Here is a 25,098-nt window from a genome sequence, read left to right as displayed (position 1 = left end):
CCATGCGGCGCTGAAGCGTTGCCCTGGAGTCCTGCCGGGCACGGCCCGGCACTACCGTTGACGCGCCCTGCGCCGCATCATGTCGGCATGAAGATCTATCTTGTAGGCGGCGCGGTCCGCGACGCACTGCTCGGCCAGCCGGCCGGTGACCGTGACTGGGTGGTGGTCGGTGCCACGCAATCGGACATGGAAGCGCGCGGCTTCAAGGCCGTGGGCAAGGATTTCCCGGTGTTCCTGCACCCGGACAGCGGCGAGGAATACGCGTTGGCACGTACCGAACGCAAATCCGGGCGCGGCTACCGTGGCTTCGTGGTCGACGCCGACCCGTCGGTGACGCTGGAAGAAGACCTGCAACGCCGCGACTTCACCATCAACGCCATCGCCCGCGACGAGACCACCGGTGAGCTGGTCGACCCCTGGGGTGGCGTGCGCGACATCGAGCGGCGCGTGCTGCGCCACGTCGGCCCGGCCTTCATCGAAGATCCGCTGCGGGTGCTGCGCGCGGCCCGCTTCATGGCCCGCTTCGCCCCGCTGGGTTTCAGCCTTGCACCGGAAACCGCCGAACTGATGCGGCAGATGGCCGCCAGCGGCGAACTCGACGCGCTGGTGCCCGAGCGCATCTGGCAGGAGCTGCGCCGCACCCTGGCCCTGCCACGGCCCTCCGCGTTCCTGCGCTGCCTGCACGATACCGGCGCACTGAAGGCGATCCTGCCCGAACTCGATGCGCTGTACGGCGTGCCGCAGCGCGCCGAATTCCACCCGGAGGTGGACACCGGCATCCACCAGGAAATGGTCAGCGACATGGCCGCGCGGCTGGCGCCGGGCGACGACCTGATCGGCTTCGCCGCGCTCACCCATGACCTGGGCAAGGCCCTGACGCCACACGATGCGCTGCCGCGCCACGTCATGCATGAGCAACGCGGGCTCAAGCCGTTGGCGGCGCTGTGCGAGCGCCTGAAGGTCCCGACCGATCATCGCCAACTCGCCGAAGCGGTGTGCCGCGAGCACCTCAACGTGCACCGCATCGACGAACTGCGCGACGCCACCGTGCTCGAGCTGATCCAGCGCTGCGACGGCTTCCGCCGCCCCGAGCGGATCGCACAGATCGCACTGGCCTGTGAATGCGACAAGCGGGGCCGCCTCGGCTTCGAGGACAGCGGCTATCCGCAGGGCCAGGCGCTGCAGCGCCTGCACGCCGCCGCACTGGCGATCAACGCCCGCGACATCGCCACCGCAGGCCTGCAGGGCCCGGCGATCGGTGAAGCATTGAACAAGGCGCGGGTCGCCGCGATCCACAACGCTCGCTGACGCACGGCCCGAGGCACTGCCTTTACCGGTGCCCGCCAATGCGAACAAGAATCGTGGACGCAGCGGCACTCCCTGCAAGCTGCGGGACCGCGACGGACGAACTCAATGCGAACCGTTACCGTACGGCTCCACCGCCACCGAACCTGCCGACGTCTCCCCGCATGCCGGCTGCTGCAAGAGCCAGTGCTCGGCCAACCGCAAGGTCTCGGCATCATCCGCCACCACATCCGGCGGGATGCGCGAGCCATCGCCCACGCTGTTGCGGTCCTTCATCACCGAGCCGGTGAGCAGCAGCAGGCTGCCATCGACCAACTGCACCGGACTGTTGCCGGTTGAATAGCCGGCCGTGGGATGCCCGAAACTGCGAGTGTCCGGGCGGCCACGGAATGCCAGCACGATCGCTTCCCCGGAACTGGCGGTGCGCTCGGACTGCAGCACCGCTACCGGTGCATCCGGATGCTTGAGCACATAGGCGCTTGCGCCCAGGCTGATACGCACCTGGTCATCGTTCCAGACCGCATCGTTTCGATAGCCCCAGGCCTGCAGGCCGTCACCGGTATCAAACGTGCCAACCTGCTGCCCGGGATCGCCGCCGCCGTGCAACAGCGGACCAACGCCGAGCAGCATCGGCCACATGTTGCCGCCCGTGTTACCGCGCAGATCGACGATCCAGCCACAACGGCTGCCATCGTCCTGCGAGCGGATCTCCGCCTGCAGGCCCTGCGCCCATTGGCGATCACGGGCGAACCGGTCGGCCCGTGGAAGGGAGCGATCGGTAGCGTAGGGGCCAACGTTGACCCGGCCCAATCGGGGGTTCTGCATCTGCGCCGCTGCCGCCGGCAGTGCTGCGGACGCGCTCTTCGTCGCGTCAATGGTACTGCCCTGCGGCGTCCTCATCGCAGCCTGCCGCTCCACCGATATCCACTTGCCATGCCCCGCGGAGGAACGCCTGATCGCATCGGCCAGCAAGTCCTCCTGGCGACTGGGGTCCGAGGTCGCTGCCAGATCCGCGCGCAGCTTGGCCCAATCGACCTTGTCCCGATACAACACGCCACGCTCCAGCAATCCCAGCATCTGTTGCTGCGCGGCAGGCGTGGGGGCCTGCGCCATTGCCCCGCCCGCCACCATCGTGCCGACCAGCGCAACCAACGCTGCTTCCTTGATCATCTTCCGCATTGCCCCGCTCCCTGGATCAAGCCTCGGCCAAGCCTAGGAGCCCGGCAGGTGTCCGGCAAGCCGCCCATGGGAAAAATGCCCAGCGGCGGCGGCGACGCGCCAAGCTGTGACGCGCGCCATCCCATCATCCGCGGTAGTCCCTGAATGATCGGGAGTACCCAGGCAATGCCATCGCTCAGATCTTCAGATAGATCTTCCGCCGGTCCATCCATGCCATTGGCAGCCACCACAACGCGACGAACGCCAATGCCATCGCCAGCGACGCGCCCTGCGCGCCGGCCAGCGGCGTGATCCAGCGCTCGAATACGTGCGTGTACAGCCAGCCCCAGCTACCGGTGGCCATCATCGCCAGCACCATCGCCGAGGAGCCGGCGTAGGCGGTGATCGCGTTGACGCCGAAGCGTCGGCCCAGCGCAGGCCAATGGCGGATATCGATCAGCACGTGCGCCAGCCACAATGCCGCGAACGCCCAGCCCGCGGTCCACAGCACGTAGGAGGGTGTCCACAGGTTCTTGTTGAACGGCAGCCACATCGACCACACCGCGCCCAGCGCCAACAGCACGCCCGCACCCGGCAGCAGACGCGAGGGGCGTGTACGCAGCAACGCACCGGCCTGCAGGCCGATCAGCGTCGATGCCAGTGCGCCCAATGTCGACATCAAGCCCTCGGGATCATGGCCGTGACCGGTGACCGGGTCGTATTGGTACAGCAGCGAACCGAACAGCGCGGTGTCCACGCGGCTGGGCAGGTTGAGCCAGGGCGCCAATGAACCGCCCGCGGCCAGCAACAGCGCGTAGCCCGCCAGCAGGCCGAACAGGCACAGCCACTGGGCGCGCGGTCGCAGCCAGATCGCGGCCATGCCCGCCACCGCGAAACAGATGCCGATCCGCTGCAGCACGCCCCACGGCCGGTAGTGGGCCAGGTCCAGCCACCACCAGGCCAGCAGGTGCAGCAGCAGGCCCAGGCCAAGGATGCGCAGTGCGCGCACCAGCACCGTGCGGCTCAGCGCCGCGCGGTCGGCGCCCTGCTCCACCCGTGGCACCACGCCCAGCGCGATCGACACGCCGACGATCACCAGGAAGAACGGGAACACCAGGTCGGTCGGCGTGCAGCCGTTCCACTCCGAATGCAGCAGCGGCGCGAACACATGCCCCCAGCTGCCGGGGTTGTTGACCAGCAGCATCGCGGCCACGGTGAGGCCACGCAGGGCGTCCACCGAGGCATAACGCAGGGGTTTGCTCATGGCGATCAGGCCTGTTCGGGTTGACCGGCAATCCAGGTGGCCCGCACCTGCAGGGCCTCATCCAGCAACACGAAGTCCGCCGCGTAGCCGGCGGCGATATGCCCGTACCGCTCGCCCAGGCCAATGAACCGGGCCGGGTAGGTCGAAGCCATGCGCGAGGCTTCTGCCAGCGGCAGGCCCAGCAACTGCACGGTGTTGCGCACGGCCGTGGCCATGTCCAATGCCGAGCCCGCCAGCGAGCCGGCGGCATTGCGCACCACGCCATCGACGGCGGTGATCACCTCCCCGTACAGCTCGAAGGCCGGGCTGTCCGAGCCGACCATCGGCATCGCATCGGTCACCAGGAACACCTTGCCGCGCGGCTTGGCCGCCAAGGCCACGCGCAGGCTGGCCGGGTGCACGTGCACGCCGTCGACGATCACGCCACACCAGCTGTGGGGGTCCTCCAGCGCGGCACCGACGGTGCCGGGGTCACGCCCCTGCAACGGCGACATCGCGTTGTACAGGTGCGTGAAGCCGCTGACACCGGCATCCAGCCCGGCGCGGATTTCCTCGTAGGTCGCCGCGGTGTGGCCGGCCGCGACGATGGCGCCGTTGGCCACCATCTGCACGATGGTTTCCACCGGCACGCGTTCGGGTGCCAGCGTGATCAGGGTGACGCCGTTGTCCAGCGCGGTGGCCATGCGCACTTCATCGGCATCGGGCACGCGGAACTTGCCGGCATCGTGCGTGCCCTTGCGGGCCGGCGCGATGTACGGGCCTTCCAGGTGGATGCCAAGCACGCCGGGCACCCTGGCGGCGATGGCATCATGGGTGGCCTGCACCGCGCGCGCCATCACCTCGGCGTCGTCGCTGATCAGCGTCGGCAGCATGCCGGTGGTGCCGAACCGGCGGTGGCCGGCCATCATCGTGCGCAGCGCATCGACATCAGTCTGGTTGTTGAACAGCGCGCCACCGCCGCCGTTGACCTGCACGTCGATGAAGCCCGGCATCAGCCAGCCACCGCCCAGATCGACCTGGGCATCGGCCGCCTGCAGCGACGCGTCGTCATCGGCGAGCACCGCGACGATGCGGCCGTCCTCCACCACCACCGCGACATCGTCGCGGAAGTCCTCGCCGGCAAGGATCCGGCCGTTGCGCAGTACGGTGTTCATCAGACCGTTTCCGTGACCTTGTTCAGGTGCGGCGGCAAATCCGGATTGTGGCCACGGCGCAGGGCCAGCGCGTTGATGGCCCGGTAGAAGCTCTGGATGGTGAGCAGCGGCGCACACAGCGGGTGCGGCGCGACCACGGTCGGCAGGCTGCCGCCTTCACCGGCCAGCCACACCTGCGCGCCACGCGCGGCGAACTCCTCGGCCACGGCGCGGGTGCCACTGCCGGTTTCATCCGGCTGGGCGAAGGCCAGCACCGGGAAGTCGCGGCCGACCAGCGCCATCGGGCCGTGCTTCACTTCCGCCGAGCTGTAGCCCTCGGCGTGCAGGCCACAGGTTTCCTTGAACTTGAGCGCGGCCTCCTGCGCGGCGGCCAGGCCCGGACCGCGGCCCAGCACGAACAGGTTGTGGGCATCGACCAGGCCATCGGTCAGCGCGGTCCAGTCGCATTCCCAGGCCTGGGACATGGCGGCCGGCAGGGCATCGAGCGAAGCGATCAGCGCCGGATCGTTCTTCCAGTAAGCGCCGAGCTGCAGGATCGCGGCCAGCGAGGCCAGGTAGCTCTTGGTCGCCGCGACGCTGCGCTCGACGCCGGCGCCCAGCGGGATCACCGTGTCGGCCAGCTGCGCCAGCGGCGAATCCTCGACGTTGACCAGCGCCACCACGCGCGCGCCGCCGGCCTTGGCGGCCTCGGCGTTGCGCAGCAGGTCCGGGCTCTTGCCCGACTGCGAAATCACGATGTACAGCGCGCCGCGCACCTGCAGCGGCGCTTCGTAGACCGAGCCCACCGACGGCGACGCCGAGGCCGTCACCAGGCCCAGCTGGGTCTCGAACAGGTACTTGCCATAGGTTGCCGCGTGATCGGAACTGCCGCGTGCGCAGGTGACCACGAACGGCGGCGGGTTCTGCCGCAGGTCGTTGGCCAGTGCTTGGACCACCTCGCGGTTGCGCGCGAACTGGGCGGCGATGACCGAGGCGCTTTGCGCGGCCTCGTTGAACATCAGGGTTTGCGTCTCACTCGGCAGTGCCATGGATCGTTACTCGGAAAGGTCGGGGGGGGATGAGGGGGGCCGCGCCGGCTGCTGCCGCAACGGCGCGGTGGAACCGCGCACCACCAGCTGCGGCACGAAGCCCTGGTTGTGCAGTTGCACCGGGGCGTCGTCATAGGCATCGGTGCGCAACTGGCTGATCAGCAGCCGCGCGGCATGCCGGGCGATGTCGCCGGTGGCCTGCTTGGCGGTGGTCAGCGCCGGCCACGACTGGCGCGAGAACGGGCTGTCCTCGAAGCCGGCGATGGACAGGTCGTACGGCACGTTGAGCCCGGCCGAATTGGCCGCGGCCAGCACGCCGGCGGCGATCTCGTCGTTGGAGCCGAAGATGGCGGTGGGCGGCTCGCGCAGCGCCAGCAGGCGGCGCGCCCCCCGGAAACCATCGTCGAAGGTGTAATCGCCCGGGATCACCAGGTGCTTGTCCAGCGGGATGCCGTAGTCCTTCAACGCGGCCTCGTAGCCGGCGTAGCGCTCGCCGCTGGAGTGGTGCGAGGTACCGCCCCACAGGAAGCCGATGCGCTGGTGGCCGAGCTGGATCAGGTGCTCGGTGATCTCGTAGGCGGCGTCGCGGTCGTCGACGAACACGCACGGGCCATCGCCCGGGTCCTCGGTGGCGGCGATGATGCGCACGTTCTTGATCCCGCGCGCGTTCAACGCGGCGACCAGCTCCGGCCGCTCGGACATCGGCGCGGTCAGCACCAGTCCGGCCAGGCGCGAGCGCTGCACCCAGTCGGCCAGCTCCTCGGCCAGCATCGGCGAGGTGGAATCGCAGGGGTGGATCTGCAGGCCGAAGCCGGTTTCACGGCAGGCCGAGAGCACGCCGTTCTGCACGCCGATGATGTGGTACGGGTTCGGGTTGTCGTAGACCAGCCCGATCACGAAGGTGGTGTTGCTGCGCAGGTTGCGTGCGGACGGGTCCGGCTCGTAGTCCAGCTCGGCCACGGCCCGCAGCACCCGTGCCCGGGTGGCCTGCATCACCGAGGGTTCGTTGTTGATCACCCGCGACACGGTCTTCAGGGAGACCTTTGCCCGCTCGGCGACGTCCTTGATGGTGGGTCTGCGCATTACCGGTTCCCGCGTTGGCTCGATGGTCGCCATGATGCTTGATTCACGCGCCACGCGCCCTGCCCGCGTTGTGGCCCAGGGTGCCGAAGAACAGGATGTACAGGTAGCACGGGACCATCAGCGCGGCGAACACCAGCTGGAAGTGTTCCGGGTACGCATGCTTGAGCAGGGCAAAGGCCTGCGGGATGATCGCGCCGCCGGCGATGCCCATCACCAGCAGGGCCGAGCCGGTCTGGGTGAAGCGGCCCAGGCCGCGGATGGCCAGCGGGAAGATCGCCGGCCACATCATGGCGTTGGCGAAACCCAGCGCGGCGACGAACCCCACCGAGACATAGCCGTGGGTGAAGTAGGCGCCCAGGGTGAACACCACGCCCAGCACCGCCGACACCGCCAGGTACTTCTCCTGCGAGATGAAGCGCGGGATCAGCACCAGCCCGGCCACGTAGCCGACCAGCATCGCGAACAGGGTGTAGGACGTGAACAGCTTGGTCTGGTCCAGCGGCAGGCCGAAGGCATTGCCGTAGGTGCCGATCGCGTCGCCGGCCATCACTTCCACGCCGACGTACACGAACAGGCACAAAACGCCCAGCCACAGGTGCGGGAACTGGAAGATGCTGCGCCGGGCGGCCTTGCCATCATTGGCGGCGGCATTGGCCTGGTCCGGCTTCACTTCCGGCAGCGGCGAGAACAGCACGCCCACGGCGACCAGCAGCAGCACGCCGGCGATGGCCATGTACGGGGTGTGGATCTTGGCGGCGAAGGCATTCAGCAGCTCGGTCTTGGTGGCCGCGTCGGCCGCCTGCACCTGGGCTTCCAGGTCACCGATGCCGTGCAGCACCAGCGAGCCGATCACCACCGGCGCGAGGATGCCGGCGATCTTGTTGCAGATGCCCATCAGCGCGATGCGCTGGGCCGCCCCCTCGATCGGGCCGAGGATGCTGATGTAGGGGTTGACCGCGGTCTGCAGCAGCGCCATGCCGCCACCGATCACGAACAGCCCGCCCAGCGCGCCGCCGAACCAGCGGCGGGTGGCGAACTCGCCGAAGGCCATCGCACCGACCGCCATCACCGCCAGGCTCAGCGCCAGGCCCTTCTTCATGCCGGTGCGGTTGAGGATGAACGAGGCCGGCAGGGCCAGGAAGAAGTAGGACAGGTAGAACACCATCAGCACGAGGAAGGCCGAGACCTCGCTGACGTCGAAGGCCAGCCGCACGAAGGTGATCAGCGGCCCGTTGATCCAGGTACAGAAGCCGATGATGAAGAACAGCACGCCAACGATGGCGATGGACGACAACGTGCTGGTGCGCGGCGGATAGGCGGGAACAGCAGACATGGGCAAGGCTCCTGCGAATGCGGGATACGGATCGGGGCCGCTCGGGAAGACGTGAGAACAACGTTGTCACATTTATGGTTTGCTGCTGACGGATTTGTCAACAACGCGTGATCGCCCGGCCGATACTTGCATTTGAGAGCAATCGGCGCGAACGCCGGAGGGATCAGGCTTTCCCTCGCAAAACCCCTATACGTCGGCATGTCATCGCCGAGGACGACGGGAAATCGCTTTCCCGCGAGGTTTGCGCAATCGCGCTGCGGCGCAGCATCGAAAGTTTTAATTATTCGTTGACATCGTTGTCAGAACGATTACAGACTCGGCCCCCGAACGGCGCCCCCGACGGGCGCTCCCATGCCATAGGGAAACCGAGTGACTGCAGTCGCCCCCCCGCTACAGAGCACCCGCCCTGCGCTCGCGCCCCGGCCCTTCTTCGCGGCCGACGTCGGCGGCACCCACGTCCGCGTGGGCCTGATCCAGGCCGGCAGCGGCCTGGGCCCGGCCGTGGAGGTGTTGTCCTATCGCAAGTACCGCAACGCCGATTACCCCGGGCTGGGCGCGATCCTGGCCGACTTCGCCAGCAGCCAGCCGCCGGTCTGCGAGTGCGTCATCGCCACCGCCGGCTACGCGCTGCCCGATGGCACCGTGATCTCCGCCAACCTGCCCTGGCCGCTGTCGTCCAACCGCATCCGCGAGGACCTCGGCTTCGACGCCGTCCATCTGGTCAACGACTTCGAAGCCGTCGCCCATGCCGCCGCGCACATCAACGGCAGCCAGGTGCTGCAGCTGACCGGCCCGGCCGAGGCCCCGCGCGGCCCGACCCTGGTGGTCGGCCCCGGCACCGGCCTGGGCGCGGCGGTGTGGATCCCGGTCGGCAACCGCTCGGTGGTGTTGGCCACCGAGGCCGGCCAGGCCTCGCTGGCCGCCAGCACCGAGCTGGAGATGGCGGTGCTGCAGCAGATGCTGCGTGGCCGCAGCCACGTCTCCATCGAGCACGGCGCGCTGTCCGGCCCGGGCCTGCTCAACCTCTACACCGCCCTGTGCGCGGTGCGCGGCGTCGCCCCCACGCATGCCACGCCGGACGCGGTCAGCGCCGCGGCCTGCGACGGCAGTGATCCGCTGGCGGTGGAAACCCTGGAACTGTTCTGCGGGATCCTCGGCTCCACCACCGGCGACATGGCCCTGCTCTATGGCGTGCAGGGCGGCATCTATCTGGCGGGCGGGATCCTGCCGAAGATCAGTCAGTTCCTCTTGAACAGCACCTTCGTCGAACGCTTCCTCAACAAGGGGCCGATGGGCAAGGCGCTGCAAAGCATTCCCGTGAAGCTGGTAGAGCACGGGCAACTGGGCGTGATCGGCGCGGCCAGTTGGTATCTGGAAAAGTCGGCCACCTGAGCCTTCGCAGCATAAGCAACAGATCCACCAGCAATACCCAGCAGTAACGCGGCACCCCGGTGCCATCCAATCTGATGTTGAGGAGAGACAACATGCATCGCAAGACCCTGCTTTCGGCAGCGATCGTCAGCTGCCTTGCTTTCAGTGCCCACGCGCAGGAAGCCGCCCCCACCGCCACCGACCTGGACACCGTGGTCGTCACCGGCATCCGCGGCTCGATGGAAAAGTCGCTGGACACCAAGCGCGAAGCCAATGCCCGCGTTGAAGTGGTGACCGCAGAAGACGTCGGCAAGCTGCCGGCGCACAACGTCGCCGACACCCTGCAGCGCCTGCCGGGCGTGAACATCAGCTCCTCCAGCGCCGACGAAGGCGGCTTCGACGAAGCCGACCGCGTCAGCCTGCGCGGCACCAGCCCGAGCCTGACCCAGACCCTGATCAACGGCCACACCGTCGGCTCGGCCGACTGGTTCGTGCTGTCCCAGGCCGGCAACGTCGGCCGCAGCGTCAGCTACTCGCTGCTGCCGTCGGAGCTGGTCAGCTCGGTGGAAGTGAACAAGTCCTCGCAGGCCAAGCTGATGGACGGTGGCACCACCGGCACCGTCAACATCATCACCCGCAAGCCGCTGCAGTTCGCCAAGCAGTTCACCGCCGAAGCATCGATCGGTGCGGTGCGCTCGGACCAGGCCGAATCGACCGACCCGCAGCTGTCGGCCCTGTTCAACTACAAGAACGAAGACGGCACCTTCGGCGTGATGGTGCAGGGCTTCAGCCAGAAGCGTGAGCTGCGCCGCGAAGCCCAGGAGTTCCCGGGTGGCTGGTTCAAGATGGGCCGCAATGCCGATGGCACGGTCAACGCCCTGGGCCAGAGCAATCCGGACCTGCTCGATGTGTGGGCCCCGAGCCTGCTCGGCTCCACGCTGTTCGAGCAGACCCGCGAGCGCAAGGGCGGCCTGGTCGAGATCCAGTTCAAGCCCAACGATGACCTGACCCTGGGCGTGAGCGGCTTCAGCTCCAAGCTCGACGCCAACAACTACAACCGCAACTTCATGCTGTGGGGCGGCAACTTCGCCAACTCGCAGGCCCCGCAGGCCGGTTACGTGGTCAAGGACGGCGTGCTCACCAACGCCACCTACGCAGGCGTGGCAGGCACCAACTACGGTGTCTACGACATGATCTACCGCGAGTCGTCGGCCAAGACCAACTACCTGACCTTCGACGCGGACTGGCAGATCAACGACAGCCTGACCTCCAGGTTCCAGGCCGGCAGCACCAAGGGCGAAGGCAAGACCGCCCGCCAGTACATCGCCGAGGTCACCCTGGCCAATGGCGGCGGCGCCAGCTGGAGCACCCATGGCAACAGCTCGCCGACCGACTGGAGCCTGGGCGGCGACCTGAGCCCGTCCGGCGTGACCAGCTTCGGCACCTGGGGCAACCAGCAGATCGTGGCCGAGGACAAGGAGAAGTGGGCCACGCTCGACTTCAACCAGTACATGGATACCGGCGTGCTGAGCTCGCTGGACTTCGGCCTGCGCTTTGCCAAGCACAGCCGTGAAGCCATGTCGCCGGAAGGTGCCAGCCCGGGCGACATCTGGTCGGACCTGCAGAACGGTGCCACCGCCAACTACCCCAGCGGCTTCGCCAGCGGCATCGGCGGCAACTTCCCGCGCAACCTGTGGTACTTCACCCCGGGCGCGCTGAAGGAAGCCATCACCAACAACTCCACCTGGCTGTCCAACAACGACGGCCCGACCGGCCGCCACAACTACGGCTCGGAATGGAAGGTCGAGGAGAAGAACCTGGCCGCCTACGTCCAGGCCAACTTCACCGGCGACAACTGGGCCGGCAACATCGGCCTGCGCTACGTCAGCGTGAACCAGGACATCGACTCCTACCGTGCGGTCAGCAATGCCGCCAACGCTGACGTGAGCAGCCTGTTCGGCATGTGGGAGGCGCTGGCATACAGCAACACCCACCGTCGCCTGCTGCCCAGCGCCAACTTCAAGTTCGACCTGGCCGAGAACCTGGTGTTCCGCGTCGCCGCTTCGCAGACCCAGACCCTGCCGGACTACTCGGCACTGGGTGCTTCGGCCTCCGGCTCGGACCTGGACAAGACCGGTTCGGCCGGCAACCCGAACCTGAAGCCGGTGGTCTCCACCAACTTCGACGCGAACGTGGAGTGGTACTTCATGCCGCGCGGCCTGCTGTCGTTCGGCGTGTTCTCGATGAACATGAAGGACTACGTGGCCTACGGCACCGAGAAGCAGATGCTGTTCAGCGAGCTGACCAACCAGCTTGAGCAGTACGAGATCTCGTTGCCGACCAACGCCAACGCGCAGGTGCAGGGCATGGAAGTGGCTTACCAGCAGCCGATCGGCGAGTACTTCGGCATCGATGCCAACTACACCTACTCCGACGGCAGCACCTCGCACACCTGGGCCGACGGCAGCAACAACCTGCTCGGCAACTCGAAGGACACCTACAACGTCGGTGCCTACTTCGAGAACGACACCTTCGGTGCGCGCGTCGGCTACACCTACCGTTCCTCGTTCCTGATCGGCCTGTCCTCGGTGAATCCGTACTACCAGGATTCGTTCGGCACCGTGTCGGTCTCGTTGAACTACAAGGCCACCGACTGGCTGAGCTTCAGCCTGGATGCGCTGAACCTCAACGACCCGACCTACAAGTACTACCAGAGCTCGGCCATTCCGGTTGCGTTCTACAACAACGGTCGCCAGTACTACTTGAACGCCCGCATCAAGTTCTGACCCATCCCGGCACGCAACATCGCCGGACAGCGTGACGCGCCGGGCCTGGATCACTCCGGGCCCGGCGTTTTTCGTTGGGAGTGCGGCACGCCCCTCCACCGGCATGCCGGCCGATGGCGGGCGTCACGCAACGTGCTCCCCTTGGGCACCTTCCGCGCAGGGCCCGGCGTTGCCGTTGCACAATCCTGCTTTCGTCGTGCCGCGCATGACCCGGCACTGCACTGCCCGCAATCCCGCACTACCTGCCGGGCCTGGCCCGGCACCACCGCCTTACAACAGGAGCTCCGCCCCGATGACGAAGTCCCTCCGTGCGCGCCGCCGCGCAACCCTGCTCGGCAGTTGCATGCTGCTCGGCCTCACCACCGTGCAGGCCCACGCCGCCGCCGGCGCACCGTCGCTGATCCCCCTGCCCGCCAGTTACCAGGCCGACGGCGGCAAGGACTTCGTGCTGAAGCATGCCGCCCGGGTCGGCGGCAATGACGAAGCCTCGCGCCGCGTCGCCGCCCAGTTCGTAGAGCTGCTCAAGCAGAACGGCGGGCCCACGCTGGCCGTGGCCGAGAACGCCAACAAGGCACAGATCCGCTTCCGCCTGGACCCTTCGGCCACCAATCCGGCCGAGGCCTACACGCTCAAGGTCTCCAACACCGGCATCGACGTCAGTGCCAGCGATGACCGCGGCCTGTTCTACGGCGCCGTCACCGCCGCCCAGCTGCTGACCGACCAGACCCCCGGCGAGGTCGCCGCGGCCACCATCACCGATGCGCCGCGCTTCGTCTGGCGCGGCCTGATGCTCGATTCGGCCCGCCATTTCCAGAGCATGGAGGAGATCAAGAAGCTGCTCGATGCGATGGCCCAGCACAAGCTCAATACCTTCCACTGGCACCTGACCGACGACCAGGGCTGGCGCATGGAGATCAAGCGCTACCCGAAGCTCACCGAAACCGGCAGCTGCCGCGTGCCGCTCGGTGATGCCGGCCGCAACGAGGCCACCGGCCAGCCCCGCACCTACTGTGGTTTCTACACGCAGGAGCAGATCCGCGAGATCGTCGCCTACGCCGCGCAGCGGCATATCCAGGTGATCCCGGAGATCGACGTCCCCGGCCACGCCACTGCGGCCATCGTCGCCTACCCGGAGCTGGGCGTGACCGACCAGAAGCTGGTCATCGACAACCAGTGGGGCGTGTTCCCCAACCTGTTCAACACCGAAGAAAGCACGATGCAGTTCCTGGAGAACGTGCTGCTGGAAGTGATCGACATGTTCCCGGCAAAGTACGTGCACGTGGGCGGCGACGAAGCGGTCAAGGACCAGTGGATCGCTTCCCCGCGCGTGCAGGCGCACATGCGCCATCTCGGCCTGAAGGACGAGATGGAAATGCAGAGCCACATGATCAAGCGCCTGGAGAAATTCCTGGAGCAGCACGACCGCCGCCTGATCGGCTGGGACGAGATCCTCGAGGGCGGCCTGCCGCCGGAAGCCACGGTGATGTCCTGGCGTGGCACCGAGGGCGGCCTGAAGGCAGCCAGCGAAGGCCACGACGTGATCATGTCGCCGGTCACCCACATGTACATGGACTACCTGCAGACCGAATCGCCGAACGAGCCGCCGGGCCGCCCGACCACGATCCCCCTGCAGAAGGCCTACGCGTTCGAACCGGTGCCCGCCGAACTGGCCGCCGACAAGCGTTCGCACATCCTGGGCCTGCAGGCGAACATGTTCGTCGAGCACACCCGCAACAACCGCCACCTGGAACACAACCTGTTCCCGCGCGTGGCGGCGGTGGCCGAGACCGGCTGGAGCCCGCAGGACAAGCGCGACTTCCGTGGCTTCACCCAGCGCCTGCCGCGCCAGCTGCAGCGCTACCGTGCGATGGACATCGCCTACGCGCAGACACCGTTCCAGGTGGACCTGCGCGACAAGGGGGATGCTGCCACCGGCAACGTCACCGTCACCCTGGACAATCCGCTGGGCTACCCGGTGCATTACACGCTCGATGGCAGCGCGGTCAGCAGCCGCTCGCCGCTGTACAGCCAGCCGCTGCAGCTGAAGGTTCCCGTGCAGGTGCAGGCGGCGGCCTTCTTCAACGACCTGCCACTGGCCGCGGCCAGCAACTTCGCGCTCACCGCCGACTCCCTGCGGGTGCGCGAGGACACCCAGCTGGGCCTGTGCCCGAACGGCGGCAAGCTGCTGCTGCGCCTGGAAGACGACGGTCCGGCCGAGGGCGAGCGCGAAGTGTTCAACGTCAACATCTTCAACCCGTGCTGGTTGTGGGAAGACGTGAACCTGGCCGGCATCAGCAGGATCAAGGTGCGTGCCGGCCGCATCCCGTACAACTTCCAGCTGGCCCACGACGAACCGGCACGCAAGTTCGCTCCGGCGCACAGCAGGTACGGCGAGATGGAGATCCTGGCCAACTGCGAAGGCACGCCGCTGGCCTCGGTGCCGCTGCCTGCCGAACCCGGTGCCGACGGCTTCCTGGAACTGGAGGCACCGATCACCGCGCCAGCCGCACGCGGCGACCTGTGCGTGCGCTTCACCGGCGATACGCGACCGAACATGTGGACGCTGGACTGGATCCGGCTCGAACCGGCCCGCTGACCGTCCCTGCCGTCGTCTCCTGGAAGGCCACCGCTCGCGGTGGCCTTCCGCGTTTCCAGCCCTCGCAGGGCCACCCGCACCAACCCGCGCGCCGCTTCGTGCCTGTCGCGGGGCGGCTGCATGCCCCGCCGGAGGGTGGCTTTGCAGGCCCCGGACGGCTTGCCAAAAAATTTCACGGACATCCCGTTCAACCCGCCCGCCGGCGGCAAGATGCCGACACCCATTGCAATGAAATCTAAATTTCCATTGAAATCATCAGCCTATGAATGACCAAAGTCATGCCAAGCACATGAAAATTTTTTGCAACACAGCTTGACATCGTTGTCACACAGCACGGAAACTCCACCTGCCGTAGCGCCAAAGGGGGCCGCACGGACTTCGGGGGAACTTCGTGGTTGCCAGTCTTCCAGCAGCGTCCAAGCACACCACCGCCACGGCCCGGCCCTTGCTGGCCGCGGACGTCGGCGGCACCCATGTGCGCGTGGGCTTGGTCTGGCCGGCCAGCGGCGGCCAGCGCCTGCAGGTGCAGGACTATCGCCAGTACCGTTGCGCCGACCACGATGACCTGGCCGCGATCCTGCGCCAGTTCCCGGTCGACCCTGCCTCGCTGTCCGCCTGCGTGATCGCCAGTGCCGGCCATGCCCTGGCCGATGGCACGGTGATCTCGGCCAACCTGCCGTGGCCGCTGTCCACCACCGCCCTCCGTACCGCGCTCGGCACGCCGGCCGTGCACCTGGTCAACGACTTCGAGGCCGTGGCCCATGCCACCGCCCACATCGACCACGACCAGTCCACCCTGCTCTGCGGCCCGGCCCAGGCGGCCGAGGGCCCAGTCCTGGTGGTCGGCGCCGGCACCGGCCTGGGCGCGGCGCTGCGGGTTCCCTTCGGCGGCCGCTCCCTGGTGCTGGCCACCGAGGCCGGCCAGGCCGCCTTCGCCGCCACCACCGAGCTGGAGATCGCGGTGCTGCAGCAGCTGTTGCGCAGCCGTCCGCATGTCTCCGTCGAGCAGGCCCTGTCCGGCCCCGGCCTGCTCAACCTGTACGGCGCGCTGTGCGCCCTGCGCGGCCAGTCGCCCCGCCATGCCACCCCGGACGCGATCAGCCACGCCGCCTGCGAAGGCAGCGATCCGCTGGCCGTGCAGACGCTGGAACTGTTCTGCGGCCTGCTCGGCTCGGCCATCGGCGACATGGCGCTGGTGTACGGCCCGCACGGCGGCATCTACCTGGCCGGCGGCATCGCCCCGCGCATCGGCCACTTCCTTGCCAACAGCACCTTCGCCGATCGCTTCCTCAACAAGGGACCGATGCGCAAGGCGCTGGAACGCATTCCCGTGCGGCTGGTCGAGCACGGGCAACTGGGCGTCATCGGCGCCGCCAGTTGGTACCTGGAACGCAGGGAACTCGAGCCTTGCACTCCACCAAGCGCAGCAGTCCCCGTGCACGCGAACGCATCCCGCCCCTGCATCGGTCCACGTCAAGCCACTGCCGGCTGAGCCGCCGGAATCCATCAATGATGAGGAGAGACATCATGAGGTACCGCAAGTCCGTACTATCCGCAGCCATCGTCACTTGTCTGAGCTTCTCCGCGCATGCGCAGGAAGCGGACAAGAGCGCCACCGACCTTGACCGCGTCGTCGTCACCGGCATCCGTGCCAGCCTGCAGCAGTCGCTGGAAACCAAGCGCAACGCCGACGCCATCGTCGACGTCATCACCGCCGAGGACGTGGGCAAGTTCCCGGCCACCAACGTCGCCGAAGCGATGACCATCATCCCCGGCGTGACCATCGACCGCGCCTACGGCCAGGGCGAGAAGGTCAGCATCCTCGGCACCGACCCGGCGCTCAACCGCACCCTGCTCAACGGCCAGTCCATCGCCTCGGGCGACTGGAACATGTCCGACTTCCCGACCCGTACCTTCAACTACTCGCTGCTGGCGCCGGAACTGGTCGGCAAGGTGGAGGTGTTCAAGTCGCCGGAAGCACGCATCGACGAAGGCTCGATCGGCGGCACCGTGATCGTCTCCACCCGCAAGCCGCTGGACATGCCGGAAAAGGTCAGCATCTCCGGCCGCGTCAGCTACGGCCGCAACGACCGCGTCGAGAAGACCGATCCGAGCGCCTCGGCCGCCTTCGCATGGAAGAACGCCGCGGAGAACTTCGGCTTCATCGTGTCGGCACAGGCCTCGAACGAGAGCATCCGTCGTGACGGCATCGAGTCCTACGGCACCGTGCGGGCCAAGGATTACATCGCCGGCGTGGGGGGTGCCAACGGCTCGATCACCAACCTGCCCACCGACTGGTCGGTGGCACCGAACCCGGACGGCTCGCAGCCGACCTCGCCGGCCACCTGCGTCGGCGCCTGCGCCGACACCGTCTACGCCAACCCCGACGCGATCGGCCCGAACTCCACCAGCGCCCACTTCTTCGAGCAGGAGCGCAAGCGCAAGACCTACTCGGTGGCGTTGCAGTTCAAGCCGGTCGAGCAGATGAACATCGAGTTCAACGCACTGAAGATCGATGCCAACTTCGACCACATGGCGCAGTCGATGTTCACCCACCAGGGCAACACCTGGAACAGCCTGAAGACCCTCAGCGGCCTCACCGTCAAGGACGGCCTGATCACCAGCGCCAGCCACAAGAACGGCCTGGTCGTGTTCGACATGCAGAACCGTCGCGCGCAGGTCGATTCGGAAACCTACGACATCAAGCTGGACTGGAACGACGAACGCTGGTTCGCCTCCACCCACATCGGCCGCACCAAGGCCGAGGGTGGCCCGAAGCAGGTGTTCGGCGAATTCCTGGCCCGCACCGACTACACCTGGTCCATCGCCGATGCACCGGGCAAGCCGGGCAGCGTGCATTTCACCGGCGCCAACCCGTTCCAGAACCCGGACCAGTTCCAGATGGACGGCGGTTGGGGCGCGGACCCGAACCAGCCGAGCTGGAACACCGGCTGGGGCGGCAACCTGGTGGAGAAGCCGACCACCGACAAGGAAACCTACGGCCAGGTCGACTTCGGCATCAAGCTCGATTCGCCGGTCTACCTGCTGCGCTTCGGCTACAAGCAGCGCAAGCATGAAACCACCCAGATCCAGCGCGGCATCGGCCTGGCCTCGGTGGCCGGCTACGGCGACGCCAAGGCTTCGGACTTCGACCCGCGCAAGCTGCCGGGCAACTACCTGAAGGGCTTCAGCGGCTACGGCGACCTGGGCAACCGCTTCACCATCGATGGCTGGAAGCTGGCCGACTACATCACCAGCGGTGATTGGCTGGCGCCCTGGCAGACGATGCCGGTGATGTCGCAGTTCAGCGCCGAGGAGTTCGCCCGTAACAACTGGTCGATCAACGAAGACATCGGCGCCGCCTACCTGCAGGCGGACTTCAGCTTCGACCGCCTGCGCGGCAACATCGGCGTGCGCTACGTGCGTACCGACCTGGAGTCGGGCAGCTTCGCCTGCAACACCGGCCTGGCCGGCTGCACCCAGGCCGGCTGGTCGGCCGAGAAGCTGGCCGCCTCGTACAGCCCGGTCGTGGTGAAGAACAAGTACAACAACGTGCTGCCCAACCTGAACCTGGCCTACGAGGCCACCGACAAGCTGGTGCTGCGTTTCTCCGCCGCCAAGACCATCGCCCGTCCGAACTACACCGACGTGTCCTCGTACCTGTGGCTGTCCGACACCGCGCTGACCGGCGGCGGCGGCAACCCGGCCCTGAAGCCGTACCAGTCCACCAACCTGGACTTCTCGGCCGAGTGGTACTTCTCCGACAACGCCATCCTGGCCGGTTCGATCTTCTACCGCGACGTGGCCGACTACATCCTCACCGAGTCGACCCCGGAAGTGCACTGGAACCAGAACCAGAACAAGGACGACACCTACATGGTGGACCGTCCGCGCAATGCCGGCGATGCGAAGATCAAGGGCTACTCGCTGGCATGGCAGCAGAACTTCGGCTACGGCTTCGGCGTGATCGCCAACTACACCTACTCCGATGGTGAAGCCACCGGCGATCGCCCGCTGCCGTTCAACTCCAAGAACCAGTTCAACATCAGCCCGTTCTTCGAGAACGACACCTGGAGCGCGCGCGTCACCTACGGCTGGCGTGACAAGTACTTCACCCAGGTCAGTGGCGGCCGCCAGCTGTGGACCATGGACTACGCCTCGCTGGATGCCTCGGTGGCCTTCAAGATCACCGACAACCTGTCGGTCGGCCTGGATGCGATGAACCTGCTCGATGAGGAATACCACTCCTACTCCGGCGTGGAACAGCTCACCCGCGGTGCCTACCTGAGCGGCCGTCGCTACAACGCCTCGCTGCGTTTCAACTTCTAAGCATTTCTCCCTGGCAACATCGTTTTTCCGCTGTTTTTCTCCTCCAGCGGGCCTGGGTTTTCCAGGCCCGCTTTTTTTTGCGATAACGCTTGTCCACCTGGAGCTCCCATGACCCGACTGCATACGCGCACGCACGTCCGCAGCCTGCTGGCCACCGGCTTGCTGCTGGGCGCCGGCCTGACCGCCGCCCACGCCACCTCCGCACCGCCCTCGCTCGCCGTTCCCCTGATCCCGCTGCCGCAGCAGGTACAGCCCGGCGCCGCTCCCTATCGCGTGGATGCCACCACCACGGTGAGCGTGGACGGCGAAGGCGCACGCGCCGTCGCCGGACAGTTCATCGCCCTGCTGGGCAAGACCAGCGCGCTGCACCTGCAGCCGGCGAGCGTCGGCAAGCCGGTACGCGGCATCCGCTTCGAGCACGATGCGTCGCTGGCAGGCAACGTGGAGGGCAGCTATCGCCTGCAGGTTGGCGCCCAGGGCGTGCGCATCCGCGCCGCCACCGACGCGGGGTTGTTCAATGGCGCGATGACGCTGGTGCAGCTGCTCAGCGGTGGTGATGGCCAAGACGGCCAGGTCCCGGCCGTGGACATCACCGATGCCCCCCGCTTTGCCTGGCGTGGTTTCATGCTCGACTCGGCGCGCCACTTCCAGAGCATCGAGCAGATCAAGCAGTTGCTCGATGCCATGGCGATGCACAAGCTCAACACCTTCCACTGGCACCTGACCGACGACCAGGGCTGGCGCATGGAGATCAAGCGCTACCCGAAGCTCACCGAAGTGGGCAGCTGCCGTGCGCCGGCCGGCCAGGCCGGGGTCGGGCCTGATGGCAAGCCACACCTGTACTGTGGCTACTACACGCAGGCGCAGATCCGCGACGTGGTCGCCTACGCCGCCGCGCGCCACATCACCGTGGTGCCCGAGATCGACGTGCCGGGCCACGCGCAGGCCGCGGTCGCCGCCTATCCCGAGCATGGCGTGGTCGATGGCCCGACCCAACCGTCGGCCAACTGGGGCGTCAACCCCTACCTGTTCAACCCGCGCGAGGAAACCCTGCAGTTCCTGGAGAACATCCTGGCCGAAGTGCTGGAGATGTTCCCCGGCCAGTACATCCATATCGGTGGCGACGAAGCGGTCAAGTACCAGTGGCAGGCCTCGCCGGCGGTGCAGGCGCACCTGCGCGCGCTGGGCCTGAAGGACGAGGAGGCCCTGCAGTCGCACATGCTCAAGCGGCTGGAAACCTTCCTGGAGGATCGCGACCGCAAGCTGATCGGCTGGGACGAGATCATCGAAGGCGGCCTGCCGCCGCAGGCCACGGTGATGTCCTGGCGCGGCATCGAGGGCGGCATCGAGGCCGCCACGCATGGCCACGACGTGGTGATGTCGCCGGGCAACACGCTGTACCTGGACTTCCTGCAGACCAACCTGCCCGACGAACCGCCGGGGCGCCCCAAGTTCACCTCGATGCAGCGCGTCTACGCCTTCGACCCGGTGCCGGCGCAGCTGACCGCCGAGCAGCGCAGGCACATCCTCGGCGTGCAGGCCAACATGTGGACCGAACACACCCGCACCTGGGAGCGCCTGCAGCACAACGTGTTTCCGCGCATGGCCGCGCTGTCGGAAATCGCCTGGACGGCACCGGAGCGCAAGAGCTACGACGATTTCCTCGCCCGCCTGCCGGCGCAGCTGCAGCGCTACAAGGCGCTGGACATCGCCTATGCGCAGACGGCGCTGTCGGTGGCGATGAAGCGCCAGGACGACCGCGCCGGCAACAAGGTCACGGTCGAGCTGTCCAACCCGCTCAGCTACCGCGACATCCGCTACACCACCGATGGCAGCACGCCCACCGCGCAGTCAGCGGCCTATCCCGGCGCACTGACGCTGCCGGTGCCCACCGAGCTGAAGGCGCTGACGTTCTTCAACGGCAAGCCGGTGGCCGATGCACCCAGCCGCTGGAACCTGGATGCCGAATCGCTGCTGACCCGCACCGACAAGACCCTGGCGCAATGCCCGCAGGGCGGCCGCCTGCTGCTGCGGCTGGAAGACGACAATCCGCTGCAGGGCGCGCGTGACAACTTCGACGTCACCATCTTCAACCCGTGCTGGTTGTGGGAGGACGCGCAGTTGCAGGACATCCGCGCGTTCAAGGTGCGCGCCGGGCGCATCCCCTACAACTTCGGCCTGCTGCGCGAGGAAGAGGCCAAGCGCGGCTACCGCAAGCCGGTCGCCGCGCATGGCGAGTTCGAAGTCCGCGCCGGCTGCGAAGGCCGCGTGCTGGCTTCGGTGCCGCTGCCGCGCGAGTCCGGCGCCGATGGCTTCATCGAGCTGGAGGCACCCTTGCGCGCCGGGCCGGAACAGGTCACCGACCTGTGCATGACCTTCAGTGGCGACACCCGCCCGCAGATGTGGGTGCTCGACCAGGTTCGCCTGCAACCGGCGAAGTAGTGGCCGGGAAGGCGCGGTGCGGTCCGCATGGTCCTCTCCACCCTGCGGCCCGCACCGCGCCATCTTTGCAGCAGCGCCAACGGGGTCACGACAGGGCCCCGATGGCCTGGCGACGGTATCAGTCCCGGGCTCGCCGAAGTAAGTGCCAAAAGGCAGAAAGGCACTGTTTTGAAAGGAAATTTCGGTTGCAGCCGCAACTACGCGCGTGCGCTCAGGACGTGCGCCGGGGCTGCAGCCGCAACAGCAGGTTCGCCAGCGGCGTCAGCGCGATGAGCATGCCCGCCACCACGCCACTGGTATTGGCCAGCGCATCGATCGGGTCGGCCATCCGGTTGTCGGTCAGCGCGCCCTGCGCCCATTCGATGCCCACGCCCATCAGCACCAGCCCCACGCCCGCCACCCACAAGGCGCGACGGGTGGCGAACACCTGCACCGCGCTGGCGGCCAACAGGAAATACGCCAGGAAGTGCTCGACCTTGTCGCTGTTCTGCGGCAGGTCCAGTGGCGGCGGCGGGATCAGGCATACCACGATCACCGCCAGCACCGCCGCCCCCCACAGCGACAGCCAGAACCGCGCATGCCGCAACGGCTTGATCGGGCTTACAGCCGCCACGTCAGGTCGCCCATCAGGAACGCGGCACTCATGTCCACGTCGCGGCTGAAGGCCATCACCTGGAAACGCTCGCCCATCTCGGTCGGCAGGGTCAGCCGCTTGAGCTCCTCGCGCAGGCGCATGCGGCCCACGTCGTCGGTGCGCTCCTCGGCCGCTTCGAGCAGGCCGGTGATGCCGTTGCCGAGCAGGAAGCTGGCCTGGTTGCTGTAGCCGGCCAGGTCGAAGCCGGCATGGGTGCCGGCCTCGGCCAGCGCGGTGAAGTCCACCGAGGCGGTGATGTCCTGCAGGCCCGGCCACAGGAACACGTCGTTGTGCACGCGGTGGCGGTAGAAGGCGCGGATCGTGCCGTCGTCGCGGTCGTGCTGGTAGAACTCGCTGCGCGGGTAGCCGTAGTCGACGAACAGCATCGCGCCGCGCTGCATGCCACCGGCCACCGCCTGGATCCAGTACGGCAGCTGCGGCAACACCTCCGAGCGGTAGCCGTGCGCGAACGGGCGCTCCAGGTAGTGCTCCAGGTGACGCACCGCCGCGGCGGTCAGCGCATCGGCCGGCTTGGCACCGCGCACGAAGCGGCCCTCGCCATCCAGCTCCACGGTTTCCTCGTAGATCTCGCCATCGCTGGCAAGGAAGCGCGGGGTCGGCAACGCGTCGATCACCTCGTTGGCGAACAGCACACCGTCCCAGTCGTCGTCGAACGGGCGGTCCAGCCATTCCACCAGGGCGAACACCGGCGGGATCAGCGCCTTCTCCAGGCGCTCGCGCTGGCGTTCGCGCAGGTCCGCGCTGGGCTCCAGGATGGCGTAGCGCTCCGGCAGCGCGTCCAGCTCCAGCAGGCGCTTGAGCAGGATCTCGGCGAACGCGCCGCTGCCGCCGCCCAGCTCCAGCATCCGCGCCTGCGGCCCGAGCTGCTGCAGCACCGGGGCGATCACGTTGGCGGTGGTGGCGGCGAACAACGGCCCCATTTCCGGCGAGGTGACGAAGTCACCGGAGGCACCGAACTTGCTCGCACCGGCGCTGTAGTAACCCCAGCCCGGGGCATACAGGGCCAGCTCCATGAACCGCGAGAACGGCACCGCGCCACCCTGGGCGCAGATGTCCGCGCGCAGGTGCGCGGCCAGCTGCTCGCTGTGTTCAAGCGCTTCGGGTTCGGGCGTGGGCAGGTCGGAATGCATGGTGCGGCCGTTTACAGGGACAATGCACAGGATAGCCGAGTGAGGAAAATGCAGATGACAGATTACCAACGGGTGGCCCTGGTCACCGGCAGCGCGCGCCGCATCGGCGCGGCCATCGCCCACCACCTGCACGCCCACGGCTACCGCGTCGCCCTGCATGCGCATTCATCCACCGAAGAGATGCAGTCACTGGCCTTCGACCTGGAAAGCGAGCGGCCCGGCAGCGTGCTGGCGGTGGAGGCCGACCTGCGTGACCCGGCCGCGCTGCCGGACATGCTCGAACAGGTGGTCAGCCATTTCGGCCAGCTCGATGCCCTGGTCAACAACGCCTCCAACTTCTTCCCCACCCCGTTCGGCCAGGTGCAGCCGGCGCAATGGGACGAGCTGCTGGCGGTCAACGCGCGCGCACCGTTCTTCCTGGCCCAGGTCGCCGCCCCGCACCTGATCCGGCAGCGCGGCGCCATCGTCAACCTGACCGACCTGCATGCCACCCAGCCATTGCGCGACTACCCCGCCTACAGCATCGCCAAGGCGGCGCTGGAGATGGTCACCCGCTCGCTGGCGCTGGAACTGGCACCGCACGTACGGGTCAACGCCGTGGCCCCGGGTGCCATCCTGTGGCCGGAGGAAGGCAAGAGCGAGCAGGCCAAGCAGAAACTGATGGAGCGCACGCCGCTGGGCCGCATCGGCACCCCGCACGAGATCGCCTCGGCGGTGCGCTGGCTGCTGGACGATGCCGGCTATATCACCGGGCAGACGTTGCGCCTGGATGGCGGGCGGACGTTGACGTAAGCCAGGGATCAAGGCCGCAGCAAACCCGCCGCCCTCCCTTGGCAACAGCCGGCGGAGCCGGCGCAAAGCCGCACGGAAGCGTTTGCGCTTCCCCGTGGGACCTCACTCCCCTTCCAGCGCCACCACATCGAAAACCTGCCCGAACTGCGGGTGCTCGGCCCACATCTGCGCCAGGTTCAGCCCGCGCACCGGGTCGATGAATTCCGGCGCGATATCGGCCAGCGGCTTGAGCACGAAGGCGTGCTTGAGCTCCGGGCGCGGGATGCGCAGGTGCTTGGGGCCCTCGACCACCAGGTCGCCGTAATACACCACGTCGATGTCCAGGGTACGGTCGCTGAAACGCGGGCCGGAACGGTCACGCCCGTGCGCGTCCTCCACCGCGTGCAGCCATTCGTCCAGGGCCAGCAGCGGCATGTCGGTTTCCAGCAGCACCGCGTTGTTGAGGAAGTCCGGACCGTCGAAGCCCACCGCGGGGGTGCGGTAGGCCGGCGATACGCGCAAGGTGCCGAAACGTTCGCGCAGCACGTCCACGGCGGCCTTGAGGTAATGGCGTGGATTGAGGTTGCTGCCCAGGCTGAGGAGCACGGTGGTCATCGGTGGCTTTGCCTGCGGGCCTGCCCGCACCGGTCAGGGCGGACCACGGCCCTGCATCAGGAGTGGGGGCGACAATGA

17 protein-coding genes are annotated in these 25,098 nt (G+C 67.5%); 8 read left to right on the top strand and 9 right to left on the bottom strand.

Annotated elements, in window-relative coordinates:
• The first annotated feature begins 87 nt into the window (after positions 1-87).
• Entirely contained in the window at positions 88-1,308 is a 1,221-nt protein-coding gene (locus ACIPR8_RS01745; protein WP_446539973.1) for a multifunctional CCA addition/repair protein, read from the top strand.
• A gap of 102 nt (positions 1,309-1,410) precedes the next feature.
• Here the strand turns inward: ACIPR8_RS01745 and ACIPR8_RS01740 are convergent, their stop codons facing one another.
• The 6 genes from ACIPR8_RS01740 to ACIPR8_RS01715 form a co-directional block, all read right to left on the bottom strand.
• Entirely contained in the window at positions 1,411-2,484 is a 1,074-nt protein-coding gene (locus ACIPR8_RS01740) for a S41 family peptidase (RefSeq protein ID WP_446539972.1), read from the bottom strand.
• A gap of 175 nt (positions 2,485-2,659) precedes the next feature.
• On the bottom strand, positions 2,660-3,733 hold the full coding sequence (locus tag ACIPR8_RS01735; RefSeq protein ID WP_446540614.1) for an acyltransferase family protein: 1,074 nt from the start codon (positions 3,731-3,733) through the stop codon (positions 2,660-2,662).
• Positions 3,733-4,881 (bottom strand): N-acetylglucosamine-6-phosphate deacetylase, encoded by a 1,149-nt coding sequence (gene nagA, locus ACIPR8_RS01730; protein WP_446539971.1) that lies wholly within the window; start codon positions 4,879-4,881, stop codon positions 3,733-3,735. Before nagA ends, ACIPR8_RS01735 begins: the two co-directional genes overlap by 1 nt.
• Positions 4,881-5,909: an SIS domain-containing protein gene (locus ACIPR8_RS01725; RefSeq protein WP_446539970.1), complete on the bottom strand. Its 1,029-nt coding sequence runs from the start codon at positions 5,907-5,909 to the stop codon at positions 4,881-4,883. The genes nagA and ACIPR8_RS01725 overlap by 1 nt, the downstream gene beginning before the upstream one ends.
• Positions 5,910-5,915: 6 nt before the next feature.
• Positions 5,916-6,992, bottom strand: coding sequence for a LacI family DNA-binding transcriptional regulator (locus ACIPR8_RS01720; protein ID WP_132865647.1), 1,077 nt, complete (start codon positions 6,990-6,992; stop codon positions 5,916-5,918).
• 43 nt (positions 6,993-7,035) lie between these two features.
• Positions 7,036-8,325 (bottom strand): sugar MFS transporter, encoded by a 1,290-nt coding sequence (locus tag ACIPR8_RS01715; RefSeq protein WP_132865648.1) that lies wholly within the window; start codon positions 8,323-8,325, stop codon positions 7,036-7,038.
• A gap of 369 nt (positions 8,326-8,694) precedes the next feature.
• Here ACIPR8_RS01715 and ACIPR8_RS01710 point away from each other — a divergent pair, with 369 nt between their 5' ends.
• From ACIPR8_RS01710 to ACIPR8_RS01685, 6 genes are all read left to right on the top strand, one after another.
• A complete protein-coding gene (locus ACIPR8_RS01710; protein WP_446539969.1) occupies positions 8,695-9,717 on the top strand; it encodes a glucokinase family protein in 1,023 nt (340 codons plus the stop codon).
• A gap of 92 nt (positions 9,718-9,809) precedes the next feature.
• Positions 9,810-12,482: a TonB-dependent receptor gene (locus ACIPR8_RS01705; protein ID WP_446539968.1), complete on the top strand. Its 2,673-nt coding sequence runs from the start codon at positions 9,810-9,812 to the stop codon at positions 12,480-12,482.
• A gap of 292 nt (positions 12,483-12,774) precedes the next feature.
• Positions 12,775-15,078, top strand: a complete 2,304-nt coding sequence (locus ACIPR8_RS01700; RefSeq protein WP_446539967.1) for a family 20 glycosylhydrolase — start codon at positions 12,775-12,777, stop codon at positions 15,076-15,078.
• A gap of 391 nt (positions 15,079-15,469) precedes the next feature.
• The gene (locus ACIPR8_RS01695; RefSeq protein ID WP_446539966.1) at positions 15,470-16,570 is read left to right on the top strand and encodes a glucokinase; all 1,101 of its coding nucleotides are present in this window, start codon (positions 15,470-15,472) and stop codon (positions 16,568-16,570) included.
• 35 nt (positions 16,571-16,605) lie between these two features.
• Entirely contained in the window at positions 16,606-19,407 is a 2,802-nt protein-coding gene (locus ACIPR8_RS01690; protein ID WP_132865653.1) for a TonB-dependent receptor, read from the top strand.
• Positions 19,408-19,515: 108 nt separating this feature from the next.
• Complete coding sequence (locus ACIPR8_RS01685) at positions 19,516-21,849, top strand: beta-N-acetylhexosaminidase (RefSeq protein WP_446539965.1); 2,334 nt, start codon at positions 19,516-19,518, stop codon at positions 21,847-21,849.
• Positions 21,850-22,060: 211 nt separating this feature from the next.
• On the opposite strand, the gene ACIPR8_RS01680 is transcribed toward ACIPR8_RS01685, so the two are convergent.
• Positions 22,061-22,462 carry a VanZ family protein gene (locus ACIPR8_RS01680; protein WP_313252237.1) on the bottom strand — a complete coding sequence of 134 codons (402 nt, stop codon included), beginning with the start codon at positions 22,460-22,462 and terminating at the stop codon, positions 22,061-22,063.
• Complete coding sequence (locus tag ACIPR8_RS01675; RefSeq protein ID WP_192287677.1) at positions 22,450-23,634, bottom strand: class I SAM-dependent methyltransferase; 1,185 nt, start codon at positions 23,632-23,634, stop codon at positions 22,450-22,452. The genes ACIPR8_RS01680 and ACIPR8_RS01675 overlap by 13 nt, the downstream gene beginning before the upstream one ends.
• A 54-nt stretch (positions 23,635-23,688) precedes the next feature.
• Here ACIPR8_RS01675 and ACIPR8_RS01670 point away from each other — a divergent pair, with 54 nt between their 5' ends.
• Positions 23,689-24,426, top strand: coding sequence for a pteridine reductase (locus tag ACIPR8_RS01670; protein ID WP_446539964.1), 738 nt, complete (start codon positions 23,689-23,691; stop codon positions 24,424-24,426).
• Positions 24,427-24,528: 102 nt separating this feature from the next.
• Here ACIPR8_RS01670 and folK read toward each other — a convergent pair whose 3' ends face one another.
• The gene (gene folK, locus ACIPR8_RS01665) at positions 24,529-25,020 is read right to left on the bottom strand and encodes a 2-amino-4-hydroxy-6-hydroxymethyldihydropteridine diphosphokinase (protein ID WP_446539963.1); all 492 of its coding nucleotides are present in this window, start codon (positions 25,018-25,020) and stop codon (positions 24,529-24,531) included.
• Positions 25,021-25,098: the final 78 nt, after the last annotated feature.

It is taken from the genome of Stenotrophomonas sp. LARHCG68, from assembly GCF_052871705.1.
The sequence above is the reverse complement of the archived record's forward strand: the minus strand, read 5'-3'. Positions and strand labels throughout refer to the sequence as shown.